Source organism: Flavihumibacter stibioxidans (assembly GCF_014332695.1).
In the GTDB taxonomy this organism is placed as follows: Bacteria; Bacteroidota; Bacteroidia; order Chitinophagales; family Chitinophagaceae; genus Flavihumibacter; species Flavihumibacter stibioxidans.
The window spans coordinates 336,509-359,902 of record NZ_MBUA01000027.1 but is presented as its reverse complement, the minus strand read 5'-3'; the positions used below and the strand labels follow the sequence as shown (position 1 = coordinate 359,902).

Genomic DNA, 23,394 nt, shown 5'->3' with positions numbered 1-23,394 from the left:
ATTTTGGTGAACAAAAAAGCTCCCCGCAATGGGGAGCCGCAAATGTCAAAAATTATTTTGATTTATCGCCTGATATATCTCATGCCTGGATGAACTCCTTGATATCCTGCATCAGGCGCAGTGCAATATTATTGGCCGTGGTTTCAAAATTGCTTTCCGCGTAAATCCTGATGATTGGTTCCGTATTGGAAGTCCTCAGATGAACCCAGTCCGAGTCAAATTCGATTTTCAAACCATCTTCCGTGTTTATCGGCTGCTTTTTGTACTTTTTTTGAATAAGATCGAAAATCGCTTTTACGTCGATATTCTTTTCCAGTTCAATTTTATTCTTGGAAATAAAATAGTCGGGATACCGGGTACGGAATGATTTAAGCCCATTCTTATGGTTGGCAAGCGCGCTCAGGAACAATCCAATGCCGATCAGCGCATCACGGCCATAGTGGAGATCTGGCACTATAATACCCCCGTTGCCTTCGCCCCCGATCACGGCATTCATTTCCTTCATTTTCTTCACCACATTCACCTCACCAACCGCTGACGGGAAATATTCACCACCATGATTCAGGGTGATTTCTTTCAGCGCTTTGGTTGATGACATATTGGAAACAGTGTTCCCTTTCCTGTGTCCGAGAACATAATCCGCCACCGCAACCAGGGTAAATTCTTCGCCGAACATACTGCCATCTTCGCAAACAAAGCAAAGGCGATCCACATCAGGGTCCACTGCAATACCAAGGGATGCCCCCGATTTTTTCACTTCAGCACTCAGTCCGGATAAGTTTTCAGGCAATGGCTCGGGGTTGTGGGAAAAACGTCCGTTAACCTCTCCGTTCAGCACAATCACTTCATCCACCCCCAGTGCTTTCAACAGCCTGGGCACTGCTATGGCGCCACTGGAATTGATGGCATCCACCACAACCTTGAATTGTTTAGCCTTGATGGCTTCCCGGTTAACCAGCGGGTATTCAATAACGGCTTCAATATGTTTATCGAGATAAGTATCATTGCAGGTTATGGTTCCCAGTTTATCTACTGAAACGAACTGAAAATCTTCCCGGGCAGCGAGGTCCAGCACCTGCGCGCCAGCTTCAGCGGATATAAATTCCCCATCACGGTTCAGAAGTTTCAATGCGTTCCATTCCTTGGGGTTATGGCTGGCTGTAATGATAATACCACCATCGGCCGCTTCCCATTTTACCGCCATTTCAACCGTCGGAGTGGTTGACAGCCCGAGATCCACCACCTGGATGCCCAATCCCACCAGGGTCTGCACCACCAGGGTATTGACCATCTCACCAGAAATGCGGCCATCCCGGCCAATTACTACTTTGGGAGTTTTGTTTTCGGCTGCCAGCATGGTTCCATAAGCCGCGCTGAATCTTACGATGTCGAGGGGAGTCAGATTTTCATTAGGATGCCCGCCAATAGTGCCACGAATGCCTGAAATACTTTTTATCAATGCCACGGTTCAAGAGGTTTATGCCTCCAAAAATAAGCGATTCCGGTAAGTGTCGAGCAGATGTGGAAACTTAGATTGATCAAAAATTGGAATCCGCCCTTTACTTTTGATCAAAATTAGGACAATGCCGACCGACAGATGGCTACAGGACTGGTTCAATTCTCCTTATTACCATCAGCTCTATTTCAGGCGGGATGACAAAGAGGCGGACATGTTTGTCAGCCGTATGGTCAGTCACCTGCATCCATCCCCCGGCGCCAGGATGCTGGATATTGCCTGCGGGAGAGGACGTCATGCCAGGAGCCTTGCCGCCATGGGATTTGATGTCACAGGAATTGATATCTCTGCCGCCAACATCGAGGAAGCACTACTTTCCGGTCACGATCACCTGCATTTTTTTGTGCACGATATGCGGCTGCCCTTTCTGATCAACTACTTTCAGTATGCATTTAATTTCTTCACCAGTTTCGGGTATTTCCGTACCGAGAGGGAGCATTATAACTCCATTCGCACCATCGCCCAGTCACTCCGGACAGGAGGTTACTTTGTGATGGATTACCTGAATGTGCACTACGCCGAGGACCACCTGGTGCATGAGCAGGATATCGAGATCGAAGGAGTGAACTTTTACATCAAAAAATGGCTCGATGAAACCCATTTTTACAAAAAGATCGTCATAGAGGACGAAAAACTGAGTGAGCCCCTGGAGTTTATGGAAAAGGTCGCCAAGTTTTCCCTCGGAGATTTCAATGACATGTTTTCCTTCCACAATCTGCAGATACAGGAAGTATTCGGCGATTATGAATTCGGGCACTATGATGTCCGCAAATCACCCCGCCTGGTGATGCTGGCCAGAAAAATCTAGTCCTGTTTTTTATTATTCAGCAACATATACCTCGCCGTTTCATAAAATGCCTGTGACCACCATTCATACAGGCCTGTATCAGGAACCTGCCCCATAGCCGGTTCTGCAAAGTCAGCCCATACCATATTGGTTGATTTCCCCTGCATGGAACGATTATAATAGTACTTGTTGAAAATCACCCCCAGGTTTTTATTGTTATAATCCATGATAAAGGCCATATTGTTTTTACCGCTGTCTTTATGGTTCATGGCAAGAAGATCGCGGCCTAAACCTGTATTACGGTAAGGGATATTCGCAATTCCTGCCAGGGTTGGTAGTACATCCACCTGTGAGGCCAGGTCGTGCATCCTTCTGGCAGGTATTTTGCCCGGGGCGTAAAAAAGCAGGGGCACGTGATTGGAAGAAAGTGAATTATCCGTCCAGGATTTCGGGAACATGGGGCCTGCATTTCCGGATATGCCATGATCTCCAATAAAGGCAAATATGGTATTATTGAAATAGGGCGACCGGGCAGCTGCCTCCATGAAGGTTTTGAATGAAAAATCGGTATAGCGGAAAGCATTCAGTTCCTCATTGGATTCGAATCCGTATTTGCGCAGAGTATCGAGCGGAAAGGTTACCAATCCCAGCTTTTCGCGGTCCTCCTCCGGGATGGTATAGGGCCGGTGGTTATCTGCTGTCTGGATAATGGCAAAAAACGGCTTATCCTCTTTTTTCAGCACCTTATCCGCTTCCAGGAAAAGGTTTTTATCACTGATGCCCCATACATCCACCCTTGGAACATCGTAACTGCCTTCCTCATACAGGTTGAGTCCGTGAATATTATTGGTAAGTATTCCCCTGATATTGGCCCAGCTGGTGCTTCCTCCGAGAAAATAGAATTTTTTGTGACCGGTAAAATCATTGATGATGGTATGCTGGTCAACCATCATCGGGTTTCGGCTGGCAGTCTTTACCAGTTCTACATCGGGAATTCCGGTAATGGTTGCCCAAACACCTTTGGCGGTTCCGATCAGCGGCGTAAAACAGTTGTCGAAAAACAGTCCATCCCTGCAGAGCTGAGAAAAATAAGGAGTCGTATTGAGCGGACTTCCCCACATGGAACTCTTATACCCGCTGAAACTTTCACAAATCACCAAAACTATATTGGGGGGATTGGAGCCCGGCCAGTTGGAAACAGAATCGGGATTTACCTGCCTGCGGAAATTGAGTTTTTCAGCATCGGGGTCCTTTACCTCCAGCCATTTGGCCATTTGCGGATAATGTGCTTTAACTTTCTGGCGGTCAAAAGAGGAACTCCTGAATTTAAATGAGCTGACGAAAGCCTGTATCGGATTGAGCGCTATGTTGGCGTAAAAATCTGTGCCGAGGTTGAAAGCGTCGCTCCAGCGAAGCGGATATTGGCCCAGGCGGCCAAAAACTGCCAGTGCGAGGATCAGAAAGGTGAACACTGAAACAGTTACCCTGGTCCATTTTGAGGGGAAATAATCCGATTTTTCTACCGCCCTGAAAAGAAATTTTATCAGCTTTGACAGCAACCAGGTCAAAGCTATAACGGAAATCAATATCCGAATCACCGGGTAGGTCTGCCAGGCCATGCCTGCTGAAATTTTCGCATCTTCCAGGAAACTCAGGGCGCTGGCGTTCAGTCGCTGGTTCAGGTAACGGAAATGCAGGAAATCAATTACGTAAAACAGGGTCAGGAGCAATACAACCAGGGTAAGCGACCATTGCCATACCTTTTTTGCCCGGGAGTTCAGGAATGGATTAAGGGGTCTGAAACTGGTAACCAGCAGGATAACAAGGCCCAGAACTGCTGCTACGCGGGCATCAAAGCGAAACCCCAGCCAGAATGTACGGCCGGCCAGCCCGGTTTCGGCCATCGGTAACCGAAAGACATACCAGGAGAAAACACGGGCAATACTCATAGCCAGTACCAGTAACAAACAAATTGCCAGCAGCCAGCGGATATTTCTGGGAATCCTTTTCATAATTGGCAAAAATCGGGATTATTTAAACTTCACACCAGTGTTTGATCTAACTACTTATTTTTGTAGCTGTTATATCACATCATGGATCTGATTGAACGGTTAATTGAATACGATAAAGCGCTGATGATTCACATCAACAGCGATTGGAACCATCCTATGCTGGACCTGGTTTTCAAACATATCCGTGAAACCTATTTCTGGGCCCCGCTGTATATTTTCTTCATCATGCTGGCCATTTTCAATTTTGGCAAGCGAGGCTGGCTTTGGATTCTGGCTGCAATTCTGACCATTTCAATTACCGATCAGGTCAGCAGCAATCTCATCAAAAACAATATACTGAGGCTTCGCCCCTGCCGCGACCCCGAAATTGCTGAGCAGATCAGGATATTTATCCGGTATTGCCCCGGCAGCAGCAGTTTCACCTCCTCACATGCCACCAACCATTTCGGGTTTGCTAATTTTGTAGTACTTACCCTGCGGCGGTTTACAGGCCCCTGGATAAATGTCCTCTACGTTTTTGCAGCTGCTGTTTGCTATGCCCAGGTATATGTTGGGGTGCATTACCCCGTGGACGTTATCTCCGGGGCATTGATCGGCGCCTTTATTGGTTATGGAATGAATGCTATCTTCAACAGACAAATAGGCCTGCCAATGCCCGGGGTTAATTGAACAATACCAAAGAATGATTGAAATATTTATAATATTAGGACTGATTTTACTGAACGGAATTTTCTCCATGGCCGAGATCGCCCTGGTGTCAGCCAGGAAGGCCCGGCTGGAAAGCCAGGCGACCAAAGGAGATGAGCGGGCACGCGCAGCGCTGGAACTTGCCAGCCATCCCGATACTTTTTTATCAACCGTACAGATCGGCATTACCCTGATCGGCATTTTAACGGGTATTTTTTCCGGCGATAAAGTGACCGACGATGTGGCCAAATTCTTTGCCGGCTTCCCCTTTCTGGCCACTTATGCCAATGGGATCGCCACCTCCGTGGTGGTAATTATCCTTACCTACTTCAGTATGGTTCTGGGAGAACTTTTACCCAAACGGATAGGTCTCTCCAACCCGGAAAAAATTGCCAAACTGGTGGCAGGCCCAATGCGGATCATCAGCCTGATCACCCACCCATTTATCTGGCTGCTCAGTAAATCAACCCATCTTTTGTCCAAACTCCTGAATGTACAGCGAAGTGATACCCAGGTAACTGAAGAAGAGATCAAGGCCATTATCAGCGAAGGAACCGAACAGGGTACCATTGATGAGGCAGAACAGGAAATCATTGAAAGGGTGTTCCATCTGGGCGACCGCAACATTACCTCATTGATGACACACCGTAGTGACATCATCTGGTTTGACCTGAACGATAATGAACAATCCATCAAGGAAAAGATCATAAAGGAGCCTCATTCCATTTACCCGATTTGTGACGGGGATATAGACAATATAAAAGGCGTGGTATCCATCAAGGACCTCTACATTACCAGTGATCTCACTTTATTCAAACATATTATGAAACCGGCCATGTTTGTGCCGGAAAACAATACGGCATATAAAGTGCTGGAAAGATTCAAGCAAACCCAGGTGCATTGCTGCTTTATCGTGGATGAATACGGAAGTGTCCAGGGAATGATAACCCTGAACGATATCCTGGAGGCTATTGTAGGGGATCTGCCCCAGCCCGATCTGGAGGATTATGAGATCATCAAGCGCGAGGATGGCAGCTACCTGGTTGATGCCCAGATTCCTTTTTATGATTTCCTGTCAAGGTTTGAAATGACGGACTGGATGAATGAAGGTGAACACGAATTCAATACCCTGGCAGGCTTTATCCTGCATAAGCTGGAACGAATACCCCAAACAGGCGATACCCTTGAATGGAAAGGGTTCCGCTTTGAAATCATTGATATGGACCAGCTCAGGATCGATAAGATACTGGTGACAATATCAGAAGACATCCGGGAAGGTATGGACGAGGATTAAAGCACAGGCCGGACTAGTCAAATTCAAATACAGCCTTCGTATCAGGGAAAGATACCTTATTACTTTTTCGCTGGCCTTTCACCGTTACATGAATGAGGTGGATCTGTTTATCGAAAACGTCATACAACAGGTCATTATTCACTTCCAGGTGTTTAACCGTGCTGATATTATTCACCTGGATATAACACCAGGCGGCTTCCCTTTCCTTTTCATACCCCAAAAATTCAGCTTTCACCATTTGTCCGTTGACTTTTAACTGCAAATGATGCTGCAGGTAAGCTGCAACCTGTTCATTAATCTTGTCAGAATCCTTTGGGTTGGCCAGGTCAACAGTAGTTTTATACTGTTTATTCAGTGCCGATTCAAAATCATCAATAAAAAGTTTTACGCTGATCTCCAGGGTCTTTTCCTTTTCATTGTGCTGCACTTCCGTAACACCCACATAAAAGGGATGAAAGATTGCCACCAGGGAAGTCATCAACCATTTAAACAAAACTACTGCCATTGAACATTTTTATTTTTCCGGAACAAAACTCTGTATTATTTTGACAGCTTTACACACAATGGGAGATTTTAACCTTTACTTCGGTCTTGGCGTTGAGCATATACTGACCTGGGACGCCCTCGATCACATATTATTTGTTTCCGCACTATGTTTGAGGTACCGGGTTACTGACTGGAGAAAAGTGGCGATCATGGTAACCGCCTTCACGATTGGCCACAGCATAACACTGGTGCTAAGTGTGCTGGGATATTTTAAGATGCCGGTTGACTGGATTGAATTCATGATTCCGCTAACCATTGCCGGAACAGCACTGAACAACCTGTTTTATAAAACCGGAAAAAATTCAGGGAAACTTCCGTTGATTTATTTTTTCGCCCTGTTTTTTGGAATGATACACGGACTGGCCTATGCCAACCTGTTGCTGGATCTGGAAGGCGGCGAAAACCTTGGCAGCCACCTGCTGGCATTTAACCTTGGTATTGAAGTGGCCCAATTGCTGGTGGTGGCGGTGGTTTTGATGCTAACCTTTATATTCGTTGAGCAATTGAAAATTCCGCAGCAATGGTGGCTGGGTGTTATTTCCTCCATTATTCTGGCATTTTCATTAAAAATGGCTTTTGAAAGAATTCCTGAATTCAACACACATACACAAACAGCAATAACAAATGAGAAGACTACTCTTTGCATGCCTGGGCTTATTTGCCGGATCGGCAATGGCCCAGAACATTCAGAACAATCCGGGTTCCAATCATGGCAACAAGTTTGAACAGCTGGGCACCATCATGCCCACGCCGAACGAATACCGCACTGCCAGTGGAGCCCCGGGACCCAAGTACTGGCAACAGCGCGCAGATTACGACATCAAGTGTGAACTGGATGAAGAAAAACTGTTGCTCAAAGGAAGCGAAACCATTACCTACTTCAACAATTCGCCAGATGTACTGACCTATCTCTGGTTGCAGTTGGATGAGAATGAGCACAGCTCTGACCGCAATGCCAATTACCAGGATCCTTCTACCATCGGGAAACAGTCTGTTGACCTGATGCTGGGCAGGATGGAGGAAACAAAAAACGACAACGGTGTCAACATCCAGAAAATGACTGATGCTTTGGGCAAATCACTCAGGTATACCGTCAATAAAACAATGATGCGGGTTGAATTGCCTGCAGCACTGAAACCCGGACAGAAATTCATCTTCAAGATCGATTGGACCTACAAGGTTACTGACAGGATGAAAGAAGGTGGCCGTGGTGGATACGAATTCTTCCCGGAAGACGGCAACCACCTGTTCACCATCGCCCAGTGGTATCCCCGCCTGGCTGTTTACAGTGATTTCCAGGGATGGCAGAACCACCAGTTCACCGGTCGCGGTGAATTTGCCCTGACCTTTGGCAATTTCAAGGTACAGATGACCGTTCCTGCCGACCACGTGGTAGGTTCTACCGGCGAATGCCTGAACTACCAGCAGGTGCTGAGTCCCGGCCAGCTGGCACGCTGGAACAAAGCCCAGACAGCCAAAGATGTAGTGGAAATCGTTACCCTTGATGAGGCAAAAGCAGCAGAAAAATCAAAGAGCAAGTCTAAAAAAACCTGGATTTTCAAAGCCGATAACGTACGTGATTTCGCCTGGACCTCCAGTCGCAAATTCGTTTGGGATGCAATGCCTGTTACTGTTGAAGGCAAGAAGATTATGGCAATGAGTTTTTATGGCAAGGAAGCATACGGACTGTATCGCCCATACTCCACCAAAGCCGTAGCCCATACCATCAAAACCTATTCAAAATTCACCATCCCTTATCCTTACCCGGTAGCCCAGAGTGTTGAAGCTTCTAACGGTATGGAATATCCGATGATTTGTTTCAACTATGGTCGTACTGCACCAGATGGAACTTACAGTGAAGGTACCAAGTACGGTATGCTGGGTGTTATCATCCATGAAGTTGGACACAACTTCTTCCCAATGATCGTTAACAGTGATGAGCGCCAGTGGAGTTGGATGGACGAAGGCCTTAACACATTTGTTGAATACCTCACAGAAGAATTGTGGGATAGCAAATTCCCCAGCCGTCGTGGCCCGGCAGCCTATATTGCCGATTATATGAAGTTGCCGAAAGACCAGTTGGAACCCATTATGACCAACAGTGAAAACATCATCCAGTTTGGCCCCAATGCGTATTCCAAGCCTGCAACCGGTTTGAATATTTTGCGTGAAACCATCATGGGACGCGAGTTGTTCGATTATGCCTTTAAAGAATATGCCCGTCGCTGGGCTTTCAAGCACCCAACTCCTGCTGACCTGTTCCGCACCCTGGAAGATGCCAGCGGTGAGGACCTTGACTGGTTCTGGAGAGGCTGGTTTTACAGTACCGATGCTACCGATATCGCCATCGATACCGTTAAATATTTACGTCCCGAATTCACTGATCCTCCCAGCATGAATGCTTCCGGTGTGAGAAAAGTGAAACTGGATAAGCCGCAGGTGAATACTTTTGAGGATATTTCCAAAGTACGCAACCGCGAGGACAAGAATATCGTGTTTGAAGTGGACCGCGACACTACCCTGCGTGATTTCTATTGGAGATACGCCCGTGGCCTGGAGCCGGTTGACACTGCTACCTATGAAGTACCTGCACAGTCCAATGTGGTAAAAGCGGATGAGGAAGTCCAGAATAAATATGGCAATAAACATATCTATGAAATTGCTTTCTCTAACAAAGGTGGCCTGGTAATGCCTATCATTGTGGAATTCACTTTTACCGATGGTACAACTGAGGTGGATCGCATTCCTGCACAGATCTGGCGTAAGAACGAGAACAAGGTTACCAAGGTTTACCTGAAAGACAAGGAAGTGAAGTCTATCAAACTCGACCCGATGCGCGAAACTGCTGATATCAACGAAGGCAACAATACCTGGGGAACCATCGCTGAACCCAGCAAGTTCCAGCTCTTCAAACTGAAGCAGGGAGCACGTGGCCAGAGCACTGGCATCACTCCTATGCAGAAGGCAAAAGAGAAGAAAGAGAAGAAAGCGTTCTGAGAACCCATATAACAAATTAAATAAAGAGGGGGGGCTGCTGGTAATCCAGCGGCCCCCTCTCTTTATTCCTGACAATCCTGGTCATTATCCACGCATCCCCTTCGATTTTGCTCCCTTCCCCGGCCTGCCGGCAAATTTTCCGGGAAATGTCAGCCCCGGACAGGATTGGGTCAAATTACATCGGGCCCAGCTGCCGGAAAAATTGCGGCAACCAATAAAGTTAATCCCCATTCCAGGGGGCCTGATCTGCCTTGGTGGTTGACAAGAATAAAAATAGCCGCAATGGCAAAAACCAGCGAAAAAAGCAGGGCAAGCTTACCGGAAAACTGTTTGACTATCTTATCTAATACAGTATTTTGACACCAGCCAAAATTCCATCGACAAAAAACAAACCTCCGGGCCATTAATTTGTTGTAACACAATTAGATTTAACCTATGGTACGTTTACTGCTGATTATTGCACTATCGCTCACCTTTTTTCATTCCCGGGCTGGTAAAATCGACACCCTGTCAATCTATAGCGCGGCCATGAAAAAAGACATGAAGGCCATCGTCATCAAGCCTTCATCCCAGCCCCCATCCCAGGGGTATCCTGTTTTATACCTCCTGCACGGAATGGGCGGCGCCTACAATCTATGGATCACCAAAGTGCCTGAATTACAGCAAGCGGCAGATCGTTATGGATGCATGATTATTTGTCCGGATGGAGGCAGGATGACCCTTTATTTTGACAACCCGATTGACTCCTCTTACCGGTTTGAATCTCATTTTATAAAAGAATTGATTCCTTATATCGATGCGAATTTCCCCACGGCCAAAGACCGCCGTTTCAGGGCAATTGCCGGTCTCAGCATGGGTGGATTCGGGTCATTCTTTATGGCCAGCAAATACCCTGAACTGTTTGCCGCAGCAGGCAGTATGAGCGGTGCCCTGAATGTTGACAATATTTCAAAAACTGTACTGGCTAGAAACAATGCCAGTATGGCCGACAGCAGTTGTTGCAGCATCAATTGGAATAACCTGCAAAAACATAATTCCGGCGATTCGATTTCTGGTCAGAAACTGGCGCTTGCCATGGAATGCGGGCTGGATGATTACCTGCTGCCAGTTAACAGGTCGGTACACCGGAAATTGATGGAGCTACGGGTTGCGCACGATTATACTGAAAGGCCCGGCCGTCACGACTGGAATTACTGGCAGAATGCAATTGATTACCAGTTATTGTTCTTCAGGAAAAGATGGGATATGGAATTGTCAATACCCGACTGAGCCGTCCCGGACTTTAACCTTCTTTTTCCCGGTATTCTTCTTTTCAAAATCAAGCACTTCTTTGGGCTTTTGGATTTTTTTTGCATTGGCAGGAAGAGTATCCCTTGCCAGTGTCATAGGGTCATTGCCCTTTTCAAGTTTCCCCAAAAGGTATAACTCGGTTTTATTGATCAGTCCGGATACCGGATCGTAATACTGCCAGGTGCCATGCCTGATGGAAGAACCTTCGTTCTTAACGATAACCTGGTTAAAATTTCCCGGGCTCATCACATCTTCCACATCAATGGTGTCATATAATTTATCGGGATTGAATGCGCGCCAGGATTCTTCCCTCACCACATTACCCGCCATATTGAAATACTGGCTTTGTCCGTCCAGAAATCCCCACCGAAAGTTTTCCACTGCAAGCAGATCGCCCATCAGGGAATATTTTCTCCAGCGGCCTTCCTTCCGGTCATCCGTATATTCACCTTCCTCTTCAAATCCCCTTTCGCCCCTGATTGTTTCATACCGGTGGACCCAGGGTCCCTGTTTCCTCCCGGCAAGGTCTACCCTATTCAGAGTATCACCTTTAACCCCAATGATATAATCTTTCCACTGGGCAAAACTGCTCATAGAAACGAACATGGTTATGATCAAAATCCAACGCATAGTTAGTATGTTTGATGATACGCTAATAACGAAACCCAAGCCAATATGTTATCCGTTCTGACTAATTTAGGTTCCAACAAATATGCCGGAATTCTCTTCCTGTTACTCGCTTCACAAAGCTACGGCCAAATAGCGCCTACTCCAGCCACGGAAAGGCTTAAAGGAATGCAAAATCGCAGCATCCAGGCGCAAAACTCCGCTTTGAACGAGGTGGAATTCCGGAATATTGGTCCAGCCATCATGAGCGGAAGGGTTGTTGACATAGATGTGAACCCCGAAGATCCGACTGAATTCTATGTTGCCTATGCTACCGGCGGGCTTTGGCATACCACCAACAATGGTCAATCTTTCACTCCGGTTTTTGATAAGGAAATGGTAATAGGCATCGGGGACATCGCCGTAAACTGGCGTTCCCCCAAAAAGACCATCTGGCTGGGAACAGGAGAAGTCAACAGCAGCCGCTCCACCTATGCCGGAATCGGGATGTACAAATCAGAGGACAATGGCCGGAACTGGGAATACCTTGGCCTGCCGGAATCACACCATATCGGTGAAGTGACCCTGCATCCCGGTGACCCTTTGGTTGCATGGGTGGCAGTCATGGGGCACCTTTATTCCCCCAATAAGGAAAGAGGAATTTACAAAACGGTTGATGGGGGAAAAACATGGCAGCATACCCTGGCCATTGATGACAATACCGGGGCAATTGACCTTCAGGTAAATCCGGCAAATCCGCGGGAGTTATACGCTGCAATGTGGTACAGGACCCGCCGGGCCTGGAATTTTGAGGAAAGCGGTAAAACAAGCGGCATATATAAGAGTACTGACGGAGGGGAAACCTGGCAACTGACCAGTGGCCCGGGATCAGGCTTTACAAGCGGGGAAGGCGTTGGCCGGATCGGGCTGGCAGTATTCCCGCAAAACCCACAGATCGTTTATGCCGTGGTTGACAACCAGGCTCCATTGCCTGACACAGCAAGAAAATCTGACAGCACTTATACCCTGAACGATTTTAAGGCGCTGGATAAAGCAGGTTTCGAGGCGCTTGACACTGCCAGGTTGAGTAAGTTTTTAAGGGCCAACCGTTTCCCCGGGAAATATACTGCAGCAACGGTGAAGGAGATGGTTCGCACCGATAAGGTAAAACCCACCGCCATTTACGATTACCTCTTTGTGGACGATGGCTTCCAGAACAAATCGGTAACCGGCTGTGAAGTATATCGCAGCGATGATGCCGGTAAAACCTGGAAAAGAACCAACACAAAGCAAATTCCTATCTATTATAGTTACGGTTATTATTTCGGGAAGATCTACGTATCGCCGCAGAATGCCGACAAGGTGTTTATTCTGGGAGTCAATGCACAGGTTTCAACCGACGGAGGTAAAACATTTACAACGATTGATAAAGGGAATGTTCATTCCGACCATCATTCGCTCTGGATCAATCCGAAACGCGACAGTCATATCATCAATGGGAATGATGGCGGTTGCAATATCAGTTATGACAATGGAGAAAACTGGTTCAAAGCCAATACGCCTTCGGTAGGCCAGTTTTACGCGATCGCAGTAGACAATGCGAAACCCTATAACGTGTACGGAGGTCTGCAGGATAACGGTGTTTGGTTCGGGCCATCGGACTTTAAGGAAAATATCGACTGGACAGACAACGGTGAATACGCCTATAAAAGATTGGGCGGAGGAGATGGCATGCAGGTGCAGGTAGATTCCCGCGACAATAAAACCGTATACAGCGGATCTCAGTTCGGATTTTATACCCGAACCAATCTGGCTGCGAAGGAAAGAAAGTTCATTCAACCAAAGCATGAGCTGGGGGAATATCCCTTGCGCTTCAACTGGCAAACCCCAATCTGGCTCAGCCGTCACAACCAGGATATACTCTATTACGGTTCCAATAAATTTCACCGTTCTTTAATGAAGGGGGAAGAGATGCAAACACTTAGTTCAGACCTGACCAATGGGGCCCGAACCGGTGATGTACCTTTTGGCACCATAACCACCATCAGTGAATCGCCGCTAAAGTTCGGCCTCCTGTATATCGGAACGGATGATGGCAATTTACAGGTAAGCAGTGATGGTGGTTACAACTGGACCGCTTTGGGTAAACCGGCTAAGAAAAATCCGGGATTACCGCAGGGATTATATGTATCGCGGGTTGTTGCCAGCGAGTGGAAGGAAGGTCGCGTATACGTAACCCTGAATGGCTACCGTAATGACCATTTTAATGCCTATGTATTTGTGAGTGAAGACTACGGCAAAACCTGGAAGCAACTGGGAAGTGAACTGCCCATGGAATCTGTCAACGTGATCAGAGAAGACCCGAAATCAGAAAGCATTTTGTATATAGGAACAGATGGCGGATTATATGCCAGCATCGATGGCGGAGGAAAGTTCATGCCATTTACCAAAGGTATTCCGGCCTCCGTGCCGGTGCATGATATTGCCATCCAGAAAAGGGAAAACGAGATTGTCGTGGGCACCCATGGCAGGGGTATTTATATCGGAAAACTGGATAAGGTGCAGGCTTTGAAGAAATAGGTGTCTGACATGTGGTGTCTGACATCTATGATTTCTGAATACCGTAATCTCAGATGTCAGACACTACATGTCAGACACTACATGTCAGACACTACATGTCAGACACTACATGTCAGACACTACATGTCAGACACCTGAAAAATATCGTACTGCCAGCTCATACCCGGTTAATCCCAGGCCACAGATGGTGCCCTTTGCTTTGGCGGAGACATGTGAAATTTTCCGGAAATCTTCCCGCGCATGTACATTGCTGATATGCACCTCCACAACAGGGGCGGGAACAGCGGCAATGGCATCGCCAATGGCTACTGAAGTGTGCGTATATCCGCCGGGGTTCATAATGATGCCGTCGGCTTCAAAACCGGCCCGCTGTATTTCGTTGATGAGTTCTCCTTCCAGATTACTCTGGTAATAACTGAATTCAATATCCGGAAACTTTGCCTTGAGGGAGTCGAAATAGCTGTCAAAGTCTTGTGAACCATAAACGCCTGGTTCTCTTTTACCAAGCAGATTCAGGTTCGGGCCGTTGATGATGGCGATTTTCATAATTGTAAAAATAACAGATTCGGGTGGTTATTAAGAAATGCCAAACGGGATGAATGCCACTTAGCAACCTGGGTTCAATATTGCCAATTGCCATTTACCAACATTCATATGCAGGATTTCCGAACATAAAAAACGGAGGTCCTGGCTGACCAGGACCTCCGAAGATATAAATGTTTGCTTTGGTCAATTCTTGGATGCCCTGATCATTCCAATAAAGTCATCGAAAAGGTAACGGCTGTCGTGCGGACCTGGCGTACTTTCGGGATGGTATTGTACGGAGAAGGCTGGTTTACCTTTTACCCTGATCCCTTCAATGGACTGGTCGTTGAGATTCACGTGGGTGATCTCAATATGGTCAGCCTTTTTCACTGCTTCGGGATCCACACCGAAACCATGGTTCTGGGTGGTGATCTCACATTTTCCGGTGATGATATTTTTAACCGGATGATTAAGGCCGCGGTGGCCATGGTGCATTTTGAAAGTAGGTATCCCATTGGCGAGGGCCAGTAACTGGTGACCGAGGCAGATGCCAAACAATGGCTTTCCCTCAGCCATGATAGATTGCACCGTATTTACTGCGTAATCCATCGGAGCCGGATCACCGGGACCATTACTGATGAAATAACCATCGGGATTGAATTTCCTAAGTTCGTCGAAGCTGGTTTTAGCCGGGTGAACCCGAACAAAAGCACCCCGGTCCACCATGCACTGAAGAATATGTTTCTTCACACCGAAATCCAGCACAGCGATACGGATATCACTGGCGGGGTCGCCCAATTCATAGGGAGCATCGGTAGTTACGGTGCTTGCCAATTCCAGTCCATCCATGGAAGGCACTGCCTTCAGCATCGTCTTCAACTGATCGATATCCAGTATTTCGGAAGAAATGATACAGTTCATGGCGCCCTCTGTACGAACCTTGGCGGTCAGCGCACGGGTATCGACCCCTTCGATGGCAACTATATTGTTTTCTTTGAGGTATTCGTCAAGTGATCCTTTAGCCAGTCTCCGGCTGAACTGTTCTTCCAGGTTACGGGCAATGATTCCGCGAACCTTTACTGAACCGGATTCAACATCCCCTTCTTTCACACCATAATTCCCGATATGTACGGTGTTCATGATGATTACCTGGCCAAAATAGCTGGGATCCGTGAAAACCTCCTGGTAACCGGTCATTCCGGTATTAAAGCAAAGTTCACCGGTGGTGGTACCAATGGTTCCAAAAGCCTTACCATAGTGAACCGATCCATCCTGCAGGACGAGGACAGCTTTTTGTTGAATTGCTTGCATCATGATTTTGGAAAAAAGTTTTGCAAATATCCGTAAAAAAAGGCAGAATGGAAATCCATTCTGCCCTTATTGAAAAATCAATCATTCATCCTTATTCGGCTGCTTTTTCTTCAGTGGAAGGAGCGGGAGCTTCGGATGCAGGAGCTTCAGCGGCGGGAGTTTCAGCAGCAGCTTTTTTGCTACCACGACGGGTCCTCTTCGCAGGTTCGGCTTTAGCTTCAGCAGTTTTTCCGTAAACTTCGTTAAAGTCAACCAGCTCGATCATAGCCTGTTCAGCGTTATCGCCTACACGTGCTCCGAGCTTGATGATGCGGGTATAACCACCTGGACGGCCGGCAATTTTAGCGGCGATCACATCGAAAAGTTCAGCAACAGCTTCCTTATTCTGGAGGTAGCTGAATACCACCCGACGATTGTGGGTATCATTTGACTTAGCCTTGGTGATCAGCGGCTCTGCATATACACGCAGGGCTTTAGCCTTAGCCAGGGTAGTAACGATGCGCTTGTGTTCGATGAGGTTGATAGCCAGGTTGGCCAGCAGGGCCTCGCGGTGAGCTTTTTTACGGCCCAGGTTGTTTTGTTTGTCTCCGTGACGCATGACATTTAAATTTTACCGGCTGCACCGGGTCAGGAATTGCAGCCTACTGTTAGTGAATTAGTCTTCTTTATCGATTCCGAGCTTTGCCAGGTCCATACCGAAACTCAGGCCGCGCTCATGCAGTACCTGCTCGATCTCAGCCAGTGATTTCTGACCGAAATTTCGGAACTTCATAAGGTCTTCCTGCTCGTATTGTACCAGCTCGCTCAGGGAATTGATTTTGGCAGCTTTCAGACAGTTGAAGGCACGAACGGAAAGATCGAGATCTTCCAGCGGGGTCTTCAACACCTTGCGCAGTTGCAGGGTCTGTTCGTCTACCAGGTCTTCTTTTTTCTCTTCCTTGTTATCGAAAGTGATATTCTCATCAGTGATGATCATCAGGTGCTGGATCAGGATACGTGAAGCCTGCTTCACTGCCTCTTCCGGATGGATGGTGCCATCGGTTGCAACGTCCATGATCAGCTTTTCGAAGTCTGTTCTTTGTTCCACACGGGTGTTTTCTACGCTGTACTTCACATTCTTGATGGGAGTATAGATAGAGTCAATGGGAATAAAGCCCAGGGGAGCATCTTTCTGCTTGTTTTCATCAGCAGGCACATAACCGCGGCCCTTGCCGATGGTCAGTTCGATCTCCAGTTTGGCAGAAGGATCCATGGTACAGATCAACTGCTCGGGATTCATGATCTGGAAACTTTGAGTGCCTTCCTGGATCATACCGGCAGTGAATTCGCTCTTGCCTTTGATGTGCAGAACGATTTTCTCATTGGATACTTCCGTATCTACTACCTTCTTGAACCGAACCTGCTTGAGGTTCAGGATGATATCTGTCAGATCTTCTGTAACACCCTTGATGGTAGCAAATTCATGTTCAGCCCCTTCAATTCTGATACCCACGATCGCAAAACCTTCCAATGAGCTGAGCAGCACCCTGCGAAGGGCGTTGCCAATGGTTACACCATAACCAGGCTCCAGCGGACGGAATTCGAATTGTGCTTCAAAATCATTTGCTTTCTGCAGAACGATTTTGTCGGGTTTCTGAAAGTTTAAAATGGCCATTTGTATGTTCGATTTACTTTTTGTTGTGGGTTACTTACTATCCGCTATTACTTAGAGTACAATTCAACGATCAGTTGTTCCTTGATATTCTCAGGAACACTTTCCCTTTCAGGATAGGTGATGAATGTACCGGTCATAGTAGTTTCATTCCAGTCGATCCAGCTGAATTTCTGGTTCTTTCCACGCACCTGGCTGGTAAGACCTGTTTTTTCAGTTGAAGCTGGTTTGAAAGTGATGATGTCACCGGCTTTCAGTTGGTAGGATGGAACATTTACCACATCACCGTTCACCATAATGTGCTTATGGCTTACCAGCTGGCGGGCAGCAGGACGGGAAGGGGCAATACCCATACGGAAAACTGTGTTGTCGAGACGGGCTTCCAGCAATTTGATCAGGTTCTCACCAGTAACACCCTTACGACGGGCAGCTTCCTCAAAAGTTCTGCGGAACTGCTTCTCCAATACACCATAAGTGTATTTGGCTTTTTGCTTTTCGCGGAGCTGCAGGGCATATTCTCCCAGGCTCTTGCGCTTGCGGGCGGCACCATGCTGACCGGGAGGATTGCTGTTTTTGTTCAGCCATTTTCCATTCCCTAGGATGGGCTCACCGAAGATTCTTGAAATTTTGGTCTTTGGACCAGTGTAACGTGCCATATCAACTTGATTTTTTAGTTGCGATGTACAATCATTAAAAATCTTAAAATCAATTGTACACCCATGTTAGAAAATACAAAATCCGAAACCCAAAGCCTGAATTGACCTTGGGTTTCGGTATATGAAAAACAATTATACGCGGCGTTTTTTCGGCGGACGACAACCGTTATGTGGTAACGGAGTAACGTCTTTGATCATCACCACTTCGATACCTGACTGACTCAGGGAGCGGATAGCGCCCTCACGTCCGGAACCAGGTCCTTTCACAAATACGTCAACACGTTTCAAACCGGCATCCAGAGCGGTTTTAGCGGCATCGGCAGCAGCCATCTGTGCGGCATAGGGAGTGTTCTTCTTAGAACCCTTGAAACCCATTTTACCGGCAGAAGACCAGGAAATAACCTGACCGTTCTTGTTGGTCAGAGAGATAATGATGTTGTTGAATGTAGCAGAGATATGGGCATCACCATATGCATCTACCTTTACGATTCTCTTTTTGGCAGCGGCTTTAGCGCTGGTTTGTTGTTTAGCCATTTAGATAAAAGGTAATCTTTAAAAAAATTTTCCTGATACACATGTTTCAGGATCGCGACGCTCCTCCCCCTCCCAAGCTGGATCCGGTAGCGGCGCTATGTCTTACTTCTTAGGAGCTTTCTTCTTACCAGCAACTGTCTTACGTTTACCTTTACGGGTACGGCTGTTGGTCTTGGTACGCTGACCACGAAGCGGTAACCCTTTACGGTGACGCAGACCACGGTAGCAGGCGATGTCAAGCAAACGCTTGATACTCATCTGTACCTCGGAGCGCAGCTGACCTTCAACTTTCAACTCGTCGTTGATGAAGTTACGGATGGCAGCAAGTTCATCGTCGTTCCATTCATGAACCTTCTTCTCAAAACTAATGTTTGATTTAGTCAGAATTTCACGAGCGGTAGAACGGCCAATGCCGAATATATAGGTCAGGCCTATTTCTCCTCTCTTGTTTTTTGGTAAGTCAACACCGGCAATACGAGCCATAATCTGATTCTATTTTCAATTTAACTAATGACGGATGCAGGGCACAGCCAGGAATTAACCTTGTCTTTGCTTGTAACGTGGATTCTTCTTGTTAATAACATACAGCTTGCCTTTTCTTCTCACGATCTTGCAATCGGCGCTGCGCTTTTTGATGGATGCACGAACTTTCATGATGCTTATATTATTTATATCTGAAAATAATTCTACCCCTTGTCAAATCATATGGACTCATCTCCACCCCCACTTTGTCACCAGGTAAAATCCTGATATAGTGCATCCTCATTTTTCCTGAGATAGTCGCCAATATTTCGTGGTCATTCTGGAGCTTCACCTTGAACATAGCATTCGAAAGTGCTTCTACAATAATTCCATCCTGTTTAATGAGTGCTTGTTTTGCCATACAGATTTTGGGAGCGCAAAGATATGAATATTTGTCAGAAAAAATAAAAAAATGGGGATTTTTTCCCCATTTCTATTGAATATGATGCATTTACATGGTGAATATAGTCAGATTTAAGCTCAATTACGCCCTAATTCCACTTTTGTCATGTCATAATAGTGGTTCTGGAGTTCATGCACATGAATGGCATGCTTGATGTGCCGGCGGTCTTCCCGGTACCAGATTTCAAAATCATCGAAAGCCCCCTCGGCCCTCAGTGCTATCCTGAACGGCCCTTTCTTGTACTTGATCCAGCCGTCCCCATTGGTCTCCTTTTCAAAATTAAATTTGATGAGCTGCTCCTCATTTAAAGGTATTGCCCGCAACTCTTCCGGCTTGAACCAAAACTCCTGCACTTCAGTCTGAACACAAACTTCCTTGTCCTCCTTGTTTAATTCACTAACAATGCCTTCCCACAACTCACCTTCATATTCGGCCATTACATAATCGCCTGGCTTGATTTCACTGAATTTGATCATATGGCAAATGGTTTTATAAGTTCAATTTAACGAATTCCCCTATTGGTCGCTCAGAAGAACCCGTCAAAATCACCGGAGGATAAAATATTTTACTGTTTAATCATCTGATTAAATTATTTGTTTAATTTTGGTTCTCAGTAAAAATGCCCCCCCGCAATGGAACCGAATACTGAAGAAAAAATCAAAGCGGCCGCCGCCCGATTGTTTACCACCAGGGGATTCGCTGCCACCCGCACACGCGATATCGCTGCCGAGGCCGGTATCAACCTGGCCCTTCTGAACTATTATTTCCGCAGTAAAGAGAATCTCTACCGCATTATAATGGCTGAAAACTTTCAGGTATTCTTCCGTGGAGCGTTGCAGATCTTCCAAAACCAGGAAACCGGAGTGCAGGAAAAGATCAGCCTGCTGGTGGACTATTACATCGGCCGGCTATTGGAAAACCCTGATATCCCTTCCTTTGTAATCAACGAACTGCGTACCAACCCCAATGCCCTGATCCAGCAGGCAGGAATGCATGAGGCACTAAAAGACACAAATATCTTTTCCCAAATCAGTCAATACCTGGAAGATAGAGGTTCAGACATGGAACCGGTTCATTTTATCCTGAACCTTTTGGGGATGACCATTTTCCCTTTTTTGGCTGCACCGGCGTTTCAATCTGCCCTGGGCCTGGAAAAGGAACAATTCTCGCAATTGCTGGCCCAAAGAAAAAAACTGATCCCTGTATGGATCGACGCCATCATCAACGCAAATTCATTAAAGGCATCAACACATACTTCATGAAAAAGCATGCTTTTATCTTGCCACTACTATGCCTGGCAGTGTTTAACGGAAATGCCCAAACCCTTACCCTGGAAGAATGCCAACAGCTGGCCAGGAAAAATTATCCGCTAACCCGGCAGTATGAACTGATTGATCATACCTCGGCTTATTCCCTGGAAAACGCCGGAAAATCATGGCTTCCCCAAATTGCCATCAACGGCCAGGCCACCTATCAGTCAGACGTGATTCATTTTCCAAAAACGGCGCAGGGACCAGTTTTCCCGACACTCAGCAAGGACCAGTACAGGATCAGCGGAGAACTCACCCAGCTTTTGTACGATGGCGGTAATACCAGGCTCAACAGGTCAACCACAGAAGCACAGTCAGGGCTGGAAAAAGCCCGGCTGGAAGAAAAGCTTTACCAGTTGAACAACAGGATAAACAACCTCTATTTCGGTATTCTGTTATTGAATCAGCAAATAATACAAAATCAACTTTTGCAGGGGGACATAAAAAGCGGTATTAAGCGCACTGAAGCCGCCCTGCAGCATGGCACTGTTTTCAGGAGTCAATTAAATGAATTGAGGGCCAATCTCCTGCTTGCGCAGCAAATGCAGACGGAACTGCTGACCGCGCGCCGGAACTGGCTGGACATCCTGTCTGCCTTTACCGGTCAGACACTCGACGAAAATACTGTTTTACCGGAACCACCCATACCAGGCCGAAACAATACTATTTCCCGGCCCGAATTAGCAGTGTTTGAACAAAGCAGGAAACTGAACGAGCTGAGGCAGCAGGCCATCAGCGTGAAGTCAAGGCCGCGGATATCCGCTTTTTTCCAGGGGTCCTGGGGAAGGCCGACCTTTGACATCGTCAGCAACGAATTTGGCGTTTTCTGGATCGGGGGATTGCGTTTCAGCTGGAACCTCGGCCATCTGTACACGAACAGGAATGATAAAAAACTGATAGAGACCGATCAAAAGCTCATCGACCTTCAAAAGGAAACATTTCTCTTTAATACCAGTCTTGATACCAGGCTGGAAGAAGGGGAAATCACGAAATACCTTAAATTAATGGAAACTGATGAAGAGATCGTACTGCTGCGAAATGAAGTAAAAAAGGCTGCAGCAGCCCAGTTGGAGAATGGTGTGATCACCCCGCACGACTTCCTCATACAGGTTCATGCGGAAGACCAGGCCAAACAGCAATACCTGCTGCACAAAGTCTCACTGTTACGCGCACACTATAATCTATCATATCAATCAGGCAAATAAACCCGGATCACATGGAACAAAAACTGTTTACCCTCACAATAGCAATGCTCCTGCTGGCGGGCTGCAAAAACAACGGCAATATTCCGGATGCCTCCGGCAATTTCGAAGCCGATGAGATCATCGTTTCAGCGGAACAGGCTGGTAAAATATTATCGCTTGATATCAGAGAAGGTGATACCATTTCCGTCAATGCCGTAATTGGCAGGATCGATGTAACCGGCATCGGCCTGCAAAAGGAACAGGTGGAGGCATCCCTCCGCTCCCTGCGGCAAAAAACCACCGACCCCACCCCGCAACTGGAACTGGTAAGGAAACAGATCGCTGTCCTGCAAACACAGCTGGATCAGCAACTCAGGGAAAAAGAAAGGACCGAAAAACTCCTTGCCGCCGATGCCGCCACCAGGAAACAACTGGATGATGTTGAATCATCCGTCAGCCAGATCAGACGCCAGATCGCCGTTTCACAGCAACAGCTCGAACTCTACCGTTCCAGTATTGCCACACAGAACAGGAGTATACTGAGCGAAGAAGACCCGCTCAAAAAATCAGTTGAACGCATCCAGGACCAGATCAACAGGGGACAAATCATCAACCCCGTAACCGGCACAGTGCTTGTAAGATATGCTTATGCCGGGGAAATGACGGCGGCAGGAAAACCACTTTACAGCATCGCCAATACTGACACCATCACGCTGAAAGCTTTTGTAACAGGCACCCAGCTGCCCCGGATCAGGCTTCATCAGGAAGTGGAAGTAAGGATCGATGAAGGGGCAGATCAATATAAACATTACAAAGGCCATATATACTGGATCTCCGATAAAGCTGAGTTTACGCCCAAGACCATCCAGACAAAAGAAGAAAGGGCAAACCTTGTATATGCCATCAGGATCGCTGTGAAGAACGATGGTTTCCTCAAGATAGGAATGTACGGGGAAGTTATATTCAACCGGAACAATCCATGA

Annotated in this window: 24 protein-coding genes; 10 read left to right on the top strand and 14 right to left on the bottom strand. The window is 46.9% G+C overall.

Annotated elements, in window-relative coordinates; all coding sequences use genetic code 11:
• Nucleotides 1-79: 79 nt before the first annotated feature.
• Nucleotides 80-1,465 (bottom strand): phosphoglucosamine mutase, encoded by a 1,386-nt coding sequence (glmM, locus tag BC349_RS15490; protein WP_187257672.1) that lies wholly within the window; start codon nt 1,463-1,465, stop codon nt 80-82.
• Between the two features lie 118 nt (nt 1,466-1,583).
• Here glmM and BC349_RS15485 point away from each other — a divergent pair, with 118 nt between their 5' ends.
• A complete protein-coding gene (locus BC349_RS15485; protein ID WP_187257671.1) occupies nt 1,584-2,324 on the top strand; it encodes a class I SAM-dependent methyltransferase in 741 nt (246 codons plus the stop codon).
• On the opposite strand, the gene BC349_RS15480 is transcribed toward BC349_RS15485, so the two are convergent.
• A complete protein-coding gene (locus BC349_RS15480; RefSeq protein ID WP_187257670.1) occupies nt 2,321-4,315 on the bottom strand; it encodes an LTA synthase family protein in 1,995 nt (664 codons plus the stop codon). The genes BC349_RS15485 and BC349_RS15480 overlap by 4 nt on opposite strands.
• 81 nt (nt 4,316-4,396) lie before the next feature.
• On the opposite strand from BC349_RS15480, the gene BC349_RS15475 reads away from it, so the two are divergent.
• Both BC349_RS15475 and BC349_RS15470 read left to right on the top strand, forming a co-directional pair.
• Entirely contained in the window at nt 4,397-4,984 is a 588-nt protein-coding gene (locus BC349_RS15475; RefSeq protein WP_187257669.1) for a phosphatase PAP2 family protein, read from the top strand.
• A gap of 13 nt (nt 4,985-4,997) precedes the next feature.
• Complete coding sequence (locus BC349_RS15470; protein ID WP_222840198.1) at nt 4,998-6,296, top strand: hemolysin family protein; 1,299 nt, start codon at nt 4,998-5,000, stop codon at nt 6,294-6,296.
• A 13-nt stretch (nt 6,297-6,309) separates the two neighbouring features.
• On the opposite strand, the gene BC349_RS15465 is transcribed toward BC349_RS15470, so the two are convergent.
• Nucleotides 6,310-6,801, bottom strand: a complete 492-nt coding sequence (locus BC349_RS15465; protein WP_187257668.1) for a DUF6702 family protein — start codon at nt 6,799-6,801, stop codon at nt 6,310-6,312.
• Between the two features lie 40 nt (nt 6,802-6,841).
• On the opposite strand from BC349_RS15465, the gene BC349_RS15460 reads away from it, so the two are divergent.
• The 3 genes from BC349_RS15460 (at nt 6,842) to BC349_RS15450 (ending at nt 11,108) form a co-directional block, all read left to right on the top strand.
• Nucleotides 6,842-7,567, top strand: a complete 726-nt coding sequence (locus tag BC349_RS15460; protein WP_222840197.1) for a HupE/UreJ family protein — start codon at nt 6,842-6,844, stop codon at nt 7,565-7,567.
• A complete protein-coding gene (locus tag BC349_RS15455) occupies nt 7,467-9,839 on the top strand; it encodes a M1 family metallopeptidase (RefSeq protein ID WP_187257667.1) in 2,373 nt (790 codons plus the stop codon). Before BC349_RS15460 ends, BC349_RS15455 begins: the two co-directional genes overlap by 101 nt.
• 435 nt (nt 9,840-10,274) lie before the next feature.
• Nucleotides 10,275-11,108 carry an alpha/beta hydrolase gene (locus BC349_RS15450; protein ID WP_187257666.1) on the top strand — a complete coding sequence of 278 codons (834 nt, stop codon included), beginning with the start codon at nt 10,275-10,277 and terminating at the stop codon, nt 11,106-11,108.
• Here BC349_RS15450 and BC349_RS15445 read toward each other — a convergent pair.
• Nucleotides 11,094-11,759: a toxin-antitoxin system YwqK family antitoxin gene (locus BC349_RS15445; RefSeq protein ID WP_187257665.1), complete on the bottom strand. Its 666-nt coding sequence runs from the start codon at nt 11,757-11,759 to the stop codon at nt 11,094-11,096. The genes BC349_RS15450 and BC349_RS15445 overlap by 15 nt on opposite strands.
• A gap of 45 nt (nt 11,760-11,804) precedes the next feature.
• On the opposite strand from BC349_RS15445, the gene BC349_RS15440 reads away from it, so the two are divergent.
• Nucleotides 11,805-14,315 carry a sialidase family protein gene (locus BC349_RS15440; RefSeq protein WP_187257664.1) on the top strand — a complete coding sequence of 837 codons (2,511 nt, stop codon included), beginning with the start codon at nt 11,805-11,807 and terminating at the stop codon, nt 14,313-14,315.
• 126 nt (nt 14,316-14,441) lie between these two features.
• Here BC349_RS15440 and aroQ read toward each other — a convergent pair whose 3' ends face one another.
• From aroQ to BC349_RS15390, 10 genes are all read right to left on the bottom strand, one after another.
• On the bottom strand, nt 14,442-14,861 hold the full coding sequence (aroQ, locus tag BC349_RS15435) for a type II 3-dehydroquinate dehydratase (RefSeq protein WP_187257663.1): 420 nt from the start codon (nt 14,859-14,861) through the stop codon (nt 14,442-14,444).
• A 183-nt stretch (nt 14,862-15,044) separates the two neighbouring features.
• A complete protein-coding gene (gene carA / locus BC349_RS15430) occupies nt 15,045-16,154 on the bottom strand; it encodes a glutamine-hydrolyzing carbamoyl-phosphate synthase small subunit (protein WP_187257662.1) in 1,110 nt (369 codons plus the stop codon).
• Between the two features lie 88 nt (nt 16,155-16,242).
• Complete coding sequence (rplQ, locus tag BC349_RS15425) at nt 16,243-16,749, bottom strand: 50S ribosomal protein L17 (protein ID WP_187257661.1); 507 nt, start codon at nt 16,747-16,749, stop codon at nt 16,243-16,245.
• Nucleotides 16,750-16,806: 57 nt separating this feature from the next.
• Nucleotides 16,807-17,805, bottom strand: coding sequence for a DNA-directed RNA polymerase subunit alpha (locus tag BC349_RS15420; protein WP_187257660.1), 999 nt, complete (start codon nt 17,803-17,805; stop codon nt 16,807-16,809).
• Nucleotides 17,806-17,852: 47 nt separating this feature from the next.
• Nucleotides 17,853-18,458 (bottom strand): 30S ribosomal protein S4, encoded by a 606-nt coding sequence (gene rpsD / locus BC349_RS15415; protein ID WP_187257659.1) that lies wholly within the window; start codon nt 18,456-18,458, stop codon nt 17,853-17,855.
• 132 nt (nt 18,459-18,590) lie between these two features.
• Entirely contained in the window at nt 18,591-18,992 is a 402-nt protein-coding gene (rpsK, locus tag BC349_RS15410) for a 30S ribosomal protein S11 (protein ID WP_187257658.1), read from the bottom strand.
• A gap of 102 nt (nt 18,993-19,094) precedes the next feature.
• Nucleotides 19,095-19,475, bottom strand: a complete 381-nt coding sequence (gene rpsM, locus BC349_RS15405) for a 30S ribosomal protein S13 (protein WP_187257657.1) — start codon at nt 19,473-19,475, stop codon at nt 19,095-19,097.
• A gap of 54 nt (nt 19,476-19,529) precedes the next feature.
• The gene (gene ykgO, locus BC349_RS15400; protein ID WP_046369371.1) at nt 19,530-19,646 is read right to left on the bottom strand and encodes a type B 50S ribosomal protein L36; all 117 of its coding nucleotides are present in this window, start codon (nt 19,644-19,646) and stop codon (nt 19,530-19,532) included.
• Between the two features lie 10 nt (nt 19,647-19,656).
• Nucleotides 19,657-19,875 carry a translation initiation factor IF-1 gene (gene infA, locus BC349_RS15395; RefSeq protein WP_039128617.1) on the bottom strand — a complete coding sequence of 73 codons (219 nt, stop codon included), beginning with the start codon at nt 19,873-19,875 and terminating at the stop codon, nt 19,657-19,659.
• Nucleotides 19,876-19,994: 119 nt separating this feature from the next.
• Entirely contained in the window at nt 19,995-20,393 is a 399-nt protein-coding gene (locus BC349_RS15390; protein ID WP_187257656.1) for a hypothetical protein, read from the bottom strand.
• 156 nt (nt 20,394-20,549) lie between these two features.
• Between BC349_RS15390 and BC349_RS15385 the strand changes: the two genes are divergently transcribed.
• The 3 genes from BC349_RS15385 to BC349_RS15375 are packed head-to-tail and all read left to right on the top strand — an operon-like array spanning nt 20,550 to nt 23,394.
• Entirely contained in the window at nt 20,550-21,179 is a 630-nt protein-coding gene (locus BC349_RS15385) for a TetR/AcrR family transcriptional regulator (protein WP_187257655.1), read from the top strand.
• Entirely contained in the window at nt 21,176-22,432 is a 1,257-nt protein-coding gene (locus BC349_RS15380) for a TolC family protein (RefSeq protein WP_187257654.1), read from the top strand. The genes BC349_RS15385 and BC349_RS15380 overlap by 4 nt, the downstream gene beginning before the upstream one ends.
• Before the next feature lie 11 nt (nt 22,433-22,443).
• Entirely contained in the window at nt 22,444-23,394 is a 951-nt protein-coding gene (locus BC349_RS15375) for an HlyD family secretion protein (RefSeq protein ID WP_187257653.1), read from the top strand.

Bases quoted from the DNA above. Each gene is read 5' to 3' on its own strand.
- BC349_RS15480 (WP_187257670.1), bottom strand. From the start codon at position 4,315: ATGAAAAGGATTCCCAGAAATATCCGCTGGCTGCTGGCAATTTGTTTG.
- rpsM (WP_187257657.1), bottom strand. From the start codon at position 19,475: ATGGCTCGTATTGCCGGTGTTGACTTACCAAAAAACAAGAGAGGAGAA.
- BC349_RS15440 (WP_187257664.1), top strand. From the start codon at position 11,805: ATGTTATCCGTTCTGACTAATTTAGGTTCCAACAAATATGCCGGAATT.
- BC349_RS15450 (WP_187257666.1), top strand. From the start codon at position 10,275: ATGGTACGTTTACTGCTGATTATTGCACTATCGCTCACCTTTTTTCAT.
- rpsK (WP_187257658.1), bottom strand. From the start codon at position 18,992: ATGGCTAAACAACAAACCAGCGCTAAAGCCGCTGCCAAAAAGAGAATC.
- BC349_RS15475 (WP_187257669.1), top strand. From the start codon at position 4,397: ATGGATCTGATTGAACGGTTAATTGAATACGATAAAGCGCTGATGATT.
- carA (WP_187257662.1), bottom strand. From the start codon at position 16,154: ATGATGCAAGCAATTCAACAAAAAGCTGTCCTCGTCCTGCAGGATGGA.
- BC349_RS15380 (WP_187257654.1), top strand. From the start codon at position 21,176: ATGAAAAAGCATGCTTTTATCTTGCCACTACTATGCCTGGCAGTGTTT.
- BC349_RS15390 (WP_187257656.1), bottom strand. From the start codon at position 20,393: ATGATCAAATTCAGTGAAATCAAGCCAGGCGATTATGTAATGGCCGAA.
- BC349_RS15445 (WP_187257665.1), bottom strand. From the start codon at position 11,759: ATGCGTTGGATTTTGATCATAACCATGTTCGTTTCTATGAGCAGTTTT.
- BC349_RS15385 (WP_187257655.1), top strand. From the start codon at position 20,550: ATGGAACCGAATACTGAAGAAAAAATCAAAGCGGCCGCCGCCCGATTG.
- ykgO (WP_046369371.1), bottom strand. From the start codon at position 19,646: ATGAAAGTTCGTGCATCCATCAAAAAGCGCAGCGCCGATTGCAAGATC.
- BC349_RS15465 (WP_187257668.1), bottom strand. From the start codon at position 6,801: ATGGCAGTAGTTTTGTTTAAATGGTTGATGACTTCCCTGGTGGCAATC.
- BC349_RS15455 (WP_187257667.1), top strand. From the start codon at position 7,467: ATGAGAAGACTACTCTTTGCATGCCTGGGCTTATTTGCCGGATCGGCA.
- aroQ (WP_187257663.1), bottom strand. From the start codon at position 14,861: ATGAAAATCGCCATCATCAACGGCCCGAACCTGAATCTGCTTGGTAAA.
- BC349_RS15485 (WP_187257671.1), top strand. From the start codon at position 1,584: ATGCCGACCGACAGATGGCTACAGGACTGGTTCAATTCTCCTTATTAC.
- BC349_RS15375 (WP_187257653.1), top strand. From the start codon at position 22,444: ATGGAACAAAAACTGTTTACCCTCACAATAGCAATGCTCCTGCTGGCG.
- BC349_RS15420 (WP_187257660.1), bottom strand. From the start codon at position 17,805: ATGGCCATTTTAAACTTTCAGAAACCCGACAAAATCGTTCTGCAGAAA.
- rpsD (WP_187257659.1), bottom strand. From the start codon at position 18,458: ATGGCACGTTACACTGGTCCAAAGACCAAAATTTCAAGAATCTTCGGT.
- BC349_RS15470 (WP_222840198.1), top strand. From the start codon at position 4,998: ATGATTGAAATATTTATAATATTAGGACTGATTTTACTGAACGGAATT.
- rplQ (WP_187257661.1), bottom strand. From the start codon at position 16,749: ATGCGTCACGGAGACAAACAAAACAACCTGGGCCGTAAAAAAGCTCAC.
- infA (WP_039128617.1), bottom strand. From the start codon at position 19,875: ATGGCAAAACAAGCACTCATTAAACAGGATGGAATTATTGTAGAAGCA.